General features: G+C 73.6%; 6 protein-coding genes and 1 pseudogene. 2 read left to right on the top strand and 5 right to left on the bottom strand.

The window, feature by feature from the left end:
• Positions 1-1,721, top strand: a 1,721-nt coding sequence (locus tag HMPREF3159_RS07550) for an alpha/beta hydrolase (RefSeq protein WP_371441701.1), incomplete at its 5' end; no start/stop codon positions are given.
• A 12-nt stretch (positions 1,722-1,733) separates the two neighbouring features.
• Here HMPREF3159_RS07550 and HMPREF3159_RS07545 read toward each other — a convergent pair.
• Together HMPREF3159_RS07545 and HMPREF3159_RS07540 are read right to left on the bottom strand one after the other, a co-directional pair.
• Positions 1,734-2,594, bottom strand: a complete 861-nt coding sequence (locus HMPREF3159_RS07545; RefSeq protein ID WP_070500477.1) for a sulfurtransferase — start codon at positions 2,592-2,594, stop codon at positions 1,734-1,736.
• Positions 2,591-3,811: an endonuclease/exonuclease/phosphatase family protein gene (locus tag HMPREF3159_RS07540; protein WP_070500479.1), complete on the bottom strand. Its 1,221-nt coding sequence runs from the start codon at positions 3,809-3,811 to the stop codon at positions 2,591-2,593. Before HMPREF3159_RS07540 ends, HMPREF3159_RS07545 begins: the two co-directional genes overlap by 4 nt.
• A 71-nt stretch (positions 3,812-3,882) precedes the next feature.
• On the opposite strand from HMPREF3159_RS07540, the gene HMPREF3159_RS07535 reads away from it, so the two are divergent.
• A complete protein-coding gene (locus tag HMPREF3159_RS07535) occupies positions 3,883-4,749 on the top strand; it encodes an NAD(P)-dependent oxidoreductase (protein ID WP_070500476.1) in 867 nt (288 codons plus the stop codon).
• 4 nt (positions 4,750-4,753) lie between these two features.
• On the opposite strand, the pseudogene HMPREF3159_RS07530 reads toward HMPREF3159_RS07535, so the two are convergent.
• The 3 genes and pseudogenes from HMPREF3159_RS07530 to HMPREF3159_RS07520 form a co-directional block, all read right to left on the bottom strand.
• Positions 4,754-5,293: pseudogene (locus tag HMPREF3159_RS07530) on the bottom strand (FAD-binding protein); the annotation flags it as partial.
• 39 nt (positions 5,294-5,332) lie between these two features.
• Complete coding sequence (locus HMPREF3159_RS07525) at positions 5,333-5,653, bottom strand: hypothetical protein (RefSeq protein ID WP_070500474.1); 321 nt, start codon at positions 5,651-5,653, stop codon at positions 5,333-5,335.
• Between the two features lie 43 nt (positions 5,654-5,696).
• On the bottom strand, positions 5,697-7,003 hold a 1,307-nt coding region (locus tag HMPREF3159_RS07520), incomplete at its 5' end, for a TFIIB-type zinc ribbon-containing protein (protein ID WP_371441700.1).

Here is a 7,003-nt window from a genome sequence, read left to right as displayed (position 1 = left end):
GCGCCACCCGCCGGGCGCGTCGCGGGGCGCGCCGCTCGGCGATCGCCGCCCCGCTGGACACCGGCGGCTTCCTCGGCGCCTCGCTGACCGCATGGATCTCGACCTCCCCGAGCCTGCTGCCCCGCACCTGGTGGATGTGGGCGGCGAACATCGGGCTGTCGGAGGTCTACGGCTACGCCGCCGGCACCCTCGCGGGCCGTGCCGTGCGCCGCGCCGGTGCCGCGATCGGCCTCGAGGTGGACATCGCCCCGGACCATCGCCGCCGCGCCCGCTGGGCGGGGGCGTGCGCCCTCGTCGGCCTCACCGCCTACTCGTGGGTGCGCGGGGTGATGCGGCAGCGGGAGATCAGCCTTCTGGTCCAGCAGGAGCCCAAGAACCTCGCCACGCACCTGGTCGGCACCGCGGCCGGGGCCGGGTTCTCCCTCGCCGCGCTCGTCGCCGCCCGGTCCACCGTCGCGACCGCGCGCTTCTACCGATCCCTGCTGCGCCCTTACCTGCCGGCGCGTGTGGTCGGCGTCTCCTCGCTGCTGCTGACCGCCGCGACGGTCGCGGTGGTGGTGGACCGGCTGGTCCGCGGGCGGGTGCTCGAGGGCATGATCGAACGGGCCGACGCCGCGAACCGGCTGATCTCCCCCGACGTGCCCCGCCCCACCTCCGCGCTGCGCTCGGGCGGGCCGGGATCGCTGGAGACCTGGCAGTCCCTCGGCGCGCCGGGCCGCAAGATCGTCTCCGCCGGCGCGGAGGCGGCCACGATCTCCCGCACCGTCGGCCGTGAGGCGGCCGAGCCGATCCGCGTGTACGCCGCGAAGTCCGGCTCCCGCACCCTCGAGGACACCGTCGAGGCGGTGATCGCGGAGCTGGACCGCACCGATGCCTGGGACCGGGAGGTGCTGGTGCTGTTCACCGGGACCGGCACCGGCTGGCTGCAGGAGTGGTCGCTGTCCGCGATCGAGTTCCTCACCGCGGGGAACTGCGCGACCGCCTCCCTCCAGTACTCGTACTTCCCGAGCCCCCTCACCTATCTCGCCGACCGCCGCTCCCCGCAGCGCGCCGGCGCGCTGCTGGTCCAGGGCGTGCGGCGCCGGATGACGCAGCTCCCGCCCCAGCGGCGTCCGCGCCTGTACGTGGCCGGCGAGTCGCTGGGCGCCTTCGGCGGCACCGCCGCGTTCCGCGACCTGCCCGAGCTGCTGCGCACGGTCGACGGGGCGGTGTGGACGGGCACCCCGAGCTTCACGCCGCTGTGGGAGCAGCTGACGAAGCGCGCACGGCCCGGCTCCCCCGCGGTCGCGCCGATCATCGACGACGGCCGGCACGTCCGCGTGGTCACCCGTCCCCGGGACCTGGACCGCAACTACTGGGGCGGGCTGTACGTGCCGTGGGAGACCCCGCGCGTGGTCTTCGCCCAGCATCCCTCGGACCCGGTGGTGTGGTTCGACCCCTCGCTGCTGTGGCGCGAGCCGGCCTGGCTGCAGGAGCGGGTGGGGCACGACGTCACCCCGGCGATGCGCTGGTTCCCCTGGATCACCTTCTGGCAGATCGCCTCGGACATGCCGCTGTCGATCGCGGCGCCGGGCGGGCACGGGCACTCGTACCACGAGGAGATGGTCCCGATCTGGGCGGCGGTGCTGGGCCAGGACGTTCCCGAGGAGGAGCGTCCCGCGCAGCGACGCCGGCACCGCGAGATCATCGCGGCGATCCGGGAGATCAACCCGGGAGCGTGAGCGGGAAGGGGCTCAGGGGTTCGGGCCGACGGCGACGAGCCGTTCGGGGTCGGTGCTCCACTGCGACCAGGAGCCGGGGAAGAGCCGCACCCGCGGGAAACCCGCGGCCTCGAGCGCGAGCAGGTCGTGGGTGGCGGTGACGCCGGAGCCGCAGTACACGACGGTCTCGCCGTCCGCGGTGACGCCGGCGGCCTCGAAGCGCTCGCGCAGCTCCTCGGGGGGAAGGAAGCGCCGCTCCGCATCGAGGTTGCCGGCGTAGGGCAGGTTCACGGCGCCGGGCACGTGGCCGGCGCGCGGGTCGATCGGCTCGACCTCGCCGCGATAGCGCTCGGGGGCACGTGCGTCGATCACGACGGCCTCCTCGGAGGCGGCGAGCTGCGCGACCTCGTCGGCGCTCGCGATCCGGTCCGCGGGCCAGTCCCTCACCAGCACGTCCCCGGGCTCCGGGGTGACGGGCCCGCTCTCGAGCGGTCCGTTCCAGGCGTGCAGGCCGCCGCTGAGCACGGAGGCCTCGTGGCCGAGGGCGCGCAGCATCCAGACCAGGCGGGCGGCGGGGGCTCCGTCGGTGTCGTCGTAGGCGATGATGCGGGAGTCCTCGGTGACGCCGAGACGGCGCAGGGTCGCGGCGAAGTCTGCGGGGTCGGGCAGCGGGTGACGGCCCGCCTCGGGGCGCGCCGGGGCCGCGAGCTCGGTGCCGAGGTCGACGTAGACCGCGCCGGGGAGATGCCCGGCGCGGTGGTCGTGCTCGCCCTTGCTGCCGTCGAGCGCCCAGCGCACGTCGAGCAGGACCAGGGGGTGACCCTCCTGCCCGATCTCGTCGATCAGCGCGTGCAGCGCGGCGACATCGAGGAGCGGGGCGGAGGTCGGGCTCACGCCTTCACCTGAAGGTCCACCCGCACCAGGCGGTGATCGGAGGTGGGGAAGGGGTGGCTGCCGGTCAGCTCGCTGCCGGGCTCGCCCTGGCGCGGCCAGTACACGGCCGAGGAGGCGATCTGCAGCTCGCGGGCCGGCAGCACGTAGTCGACGCGGAGGTTCCCCGGAGTGGGCTCGGCGAAGTCGGCGGTGTCGTACCGCGCCTCGCCGACGTGCTCGGCGCTCGCGCCGCCCTGCAGCTCGGCCGCCTCGACGGCGCCGTCGCTGGTGGGCCTCGGGTCCTGGACGCGGGGATGGCGCAGGAGCTGCTCGATCGCACCGGGCCAGGAGTCGCCGTCGGCCGGATCGGAGTTCAAGTCGCCGAGGATCACGAAGGGGGCGCTGGGCTCCAGGCCGCCGCGCGTCCCGGCGTCGTCGACGATCCACTGCGAGCGACGGCCGGGCTGGAGGTAGTCCACCCACAGCCGGATCTCGTCGTGGTTGCGGCGCTGGTTGCGCTTCTCGGGGCCGTCGAAGCTCGGCGGGGTGGGGTGGGCGGCGAGGACGTGGAGGACGTTCGTGCCGATCTGCACCGGCACGTCCCAGTGCGACTTCGAGCTCAGCCGCAGCTGCGGGGAGATCTCCGGCCCGTAGAACTCGGTGGGCAGCAGGTTGTGCGGCATGTCCGCCCAGCGCAGGTTCTGGAAGGTGCGCACCTGATCGGCGAGGATCGGGTAGCGGGAGAGGAGCACCATCCCGTACTGGCCGGGGAACTGGCCGAACCCCCAGGCGTCGTCCGGGCCGCCGACGGTGCCGTCTCGGTTCAGGTCCAGGCCGGAGGGCACGCCCGTGTTCACGGGGGCGGTGAAGGCGTAGGGGTAGAAGGCGGGGCTCTGCCCGTTCTGCGGCACCTCGAGGTACTTCTCGCGGAAGAGGTCCGCGCCGCGGCCCTCGTCGTCGTGGTCGAACTCGTTGAGCAGCAGGATGTCGGGGCTGTTGATCTGGATGACCTCGGCGACCGCCCGGATCTGGGCGTCCTCCCCGGTGGCCAGGTCCTCGAGCAGCTGCCCGTCCCGGCCGCGGTTCAGGGAGGCGTTGTAGGTCGCGGCGCGCAGCGTCTGGAACGGGCCGCCCCGACGCGCGGGCTCCGCCGCGGTGGCGGTGGCGGCGGCGGGCAGTCCGAGCCCGGCAGCGGCGGCGGCGACGAGCGCCCGGCGACGGGAGAGGCGAGGAGTCATGATCTCCATTGTGCACGTTCCCGGGGCCGGACGACAGGCCGCTGTGGACGGCCCGGTGGCACACTGGCGGCATGAGAATCGCGTTCCTGGGCACCGGCCGCATGGGCACTGAGCTGGCCCTCCATCTGCTTCCCGACCACGACCTCACCGTCTGGAACCGCACCGCCTCCCGCACGCAGCGCCTCGCCGAGGCGGGCGCCGCGGTCGCCGGCACCGCCGCCGAGGCCGTCGCGGGCGCCGAGCTGGTCGTCACCTCGCTGTTCGGCCCCGACGCGGTGCGCGAGACGGTGATCGTCCCGTCCCTGATCCCGGCCGGCGTGACCTGGGTGGACACCACCACCGTCTCCCCTGCCGACGCCGAGGGGTTCGCGGCTGCCGTCCCCTCCTACGTGGGCGCGCCCGTGGTCGGCACCCTGGGCCCGGCCCGGCAGGGCACGCTCGGCGTCTACGTCGGCACCCCCGACGACGGACGGCGCGAGCAGGTGCTCGAGCTCGTCGCCCCCTGGGCCGATCCGGAGCGCCTGCGCGGCGTCGGCTCCGGCCGCGAGGCCGCCGTCGGGAAGCTGCTGGCGAACCTGGCGCTGGCGGTCTCCGCGCAGGGCCTGCGCGAGGCGCTCGCCCTCGGCGAGGCGACGGGCACCTCCGCAGAGGCGACCCTCGACATGCTCGGCTCCACGGGGCTCGCGTTCATCGCGGGGATGAAGGGCCCGTTCGTGCGCGGAGAGCGCAGCACGGAGGGAGGGGACTTCACCGCGGATGCCATCGCGAAGGACGCCCGGCTGATGATCGACACCGTCGAGGGTGCGGACCGTCCGGGCAGCGACCTGCCCGCCCTCCGCGGCGCGCTCGCCTCCCTGGATGCGGAGATCGCCGCCGGCCACGGCGAGCACGACTTCTCCACGATCCTGCTCCCGGGCGCCGAGCGCACCGGGGAGTGAGGCCTCAGCGAAGGTCGTCCAGGATCCCCCGACCGGCCTGCCGGCCGGAGAACAGGCAGCCGCCGAGGAAGGTGCCCTCGAGCGCGTTGCGGCCGTGCACGCCGCCGCCCCCGAAGCCGCTCGCCTCGCCCGCCGCATAGAGGCCCGGCAGCGCTGCGCCGCCCTCGCGCTGCACGCGGCCGCCGAGGTCGGTCTCGAGACCGCCGAGGGTCTTGCGCAGCAGCACGTGCAGGCGCACCGCGATCAGCGGGCCCGCCGAGGGATCGAGCAGAGCGTGCGGGGAGGCGGTGCGGATCAGGCGGTCGCCGAGATAGCCGCGCGCGCCGCGCAGCGCGGTGATCTGAGCATCCTTCGAGAAGCGGTTGCCCACCTCGGCGTCCCGCGCCCGGATCGTGCGCTCGAGCTCGCGGGCATCGATCAGGTCCTCCCCCACCAGCGCGTTCATCTGGTCGACAAGCCCCTCCACATCGCGGGCCTGGAGGAAGTCCTCGCCGCGGTCGAGGAAGGCCTGCACCGGCCCGGGCGCGCCGGGCCGCACCCGTGCGAGGCCCGGCTCCGACGACGACGACCTCCGTCTCCGCCATCACTCCACCCTGATCCGTCGGACCCGCTCGAGATGGTCGCGGCTGTTGACGCCGGACATGGTGCGGCTCTTCTGCCGGTTGTTGCTGCCGACGCGCCGGTCGCCGGTGCGGAGGTTGCCGACGGCGACGTCGGTCTTCTTCTCGAACTCGTGCCGCTTGTCCCGGTTGCGGTAATAGCGGTAGATGCCGAGGTAGGTGCCCAGGAACACCGCCGGGCCCAGCAGGAAGGGGAAGGCGATCCCGGCGGCGCCGTCCCCGGAGTCGGCCAGCAGCATCGCGGCGGTCGGGTCCGCGGCGATCTCAGCGAGCAGCGGGTGCATGCGGGCCTCCTCGGGGGGTGGTCGGTCGTGGTCGGCGTGCTCATCAGAAGAACATGTAGGCGAGGCCGGCGAGCGCGCCGACCACGGCGGCGACGGTGCCCGCGGCGCAGGAGGCGGCGAAGATCTTCGGATGGGAGACGGGCACGGAGCCCATCGTGGTGCCGGTGCGGCCGTTGACGGCGATGTAGTGGGTGAGCGCGCCCTCGCCCTTGGCGGAGTCGGCGTAGCTGTACAGCCACACCGGCACGTAGATCGACACCCAGCGCGTGCCGTGCACGGCCACGCCCTCCTCCTTCCAGCGCACCCCGCGGTCGTAGCGGGAGATGGTGGGGGCGGCCTTCGCCCGGGCGATCGCGAGGAACCGGTTCTCCACCTCGGCGTCGACGTCCCGGACGTTCAGGTCGCGCCGCTCGGAGGTGAAGCCCTTGAGGTAGTTCGAGTTGTAGATGACCGCGTTCTCGGTGTCGTAGGGCTGGACGGCGTTGAGGATGTTGTTGGTCGCGTCCTCGTTGTCGCGCGCGTCGAACCGGCTCGCGGACTCGACGGTGAGATCGTCGACCAGCAGGTCGAAGGCGCGCTGGACGGCGTAGACGTCCGCGTCGTAGTAGGTCTCGGTGACGTAGTTGTCCTTGCCCACGCGGCGCCGCACCGTGTACTCGCGGGTGGTGACCTCGCCGGTGCCGCGCAGCACGGCATGCATGTTCCCATCGACCACGAGATACGGGATGTACACGCCCATCACGTTCTCGGGCACGAACTCCTGCGTGAAGCGGCCCAGCGCGAAGGTCTTGCGCTTCCCGGCGAAGGCGTCGATCCGCTCGACCGCCTCCTCTCGGGTGAGCAGGAAGGGCAGCACCGCGTCCGGCACCGCGCCGTTGGGGATCTGCGAGTTGATCGAGAGGGTCTGGCGGCACCAGTGGCAGCGGGCCTGCATCTGCTGGTCGACGTTGAGGACGATCTCCGCGCCGCAGCCCTGGCACTTCAGGGTCACGGTGGTGAGGTCCTCGCGCACGTCCGCGGTGCCGGAGGCCATGGTGTGGCCGCGCAGCTCCGCGATCGAGGAGTCGAGTCCGAAGCGCTGCTCGGCGATGTCCTCGTTCCAGCTGTGGCGGCAGTACGAGCACACCAGCGCCTTCGCGGTCAGCGAGTACTGGATCTCGGTGCTGCCGCAGCGGGGGCACTTGTTCAGCCCGTCGTCACGGCCGGAGCTCGTGTCGATGATCCGCTCGGAGCTGTGTCCGGCGGCGACCTCGGCGGCACGCGCGACCGCCTCGTCGCCGAGCATCGGCGCGCCGGTGCTCGACGACGCGGCACCTCCGGGCTGCGGGGCCCGGGGCGGCTGCGGCGGGC

Origin of the sequence: Brachybacterium sp. HMSC06H03 (assembly GCF_001807385.1) — a bacterium.
Lineage (GTDB): Bacteria > Actinomycetota > Actinomycetes > Actinomycetales > Dermabacteraceae > Brachybacterium > Brachybacterium conglomeratum.
This window is presented reverse-complemented; position numbering and strand designations above follow the sequence as displayed.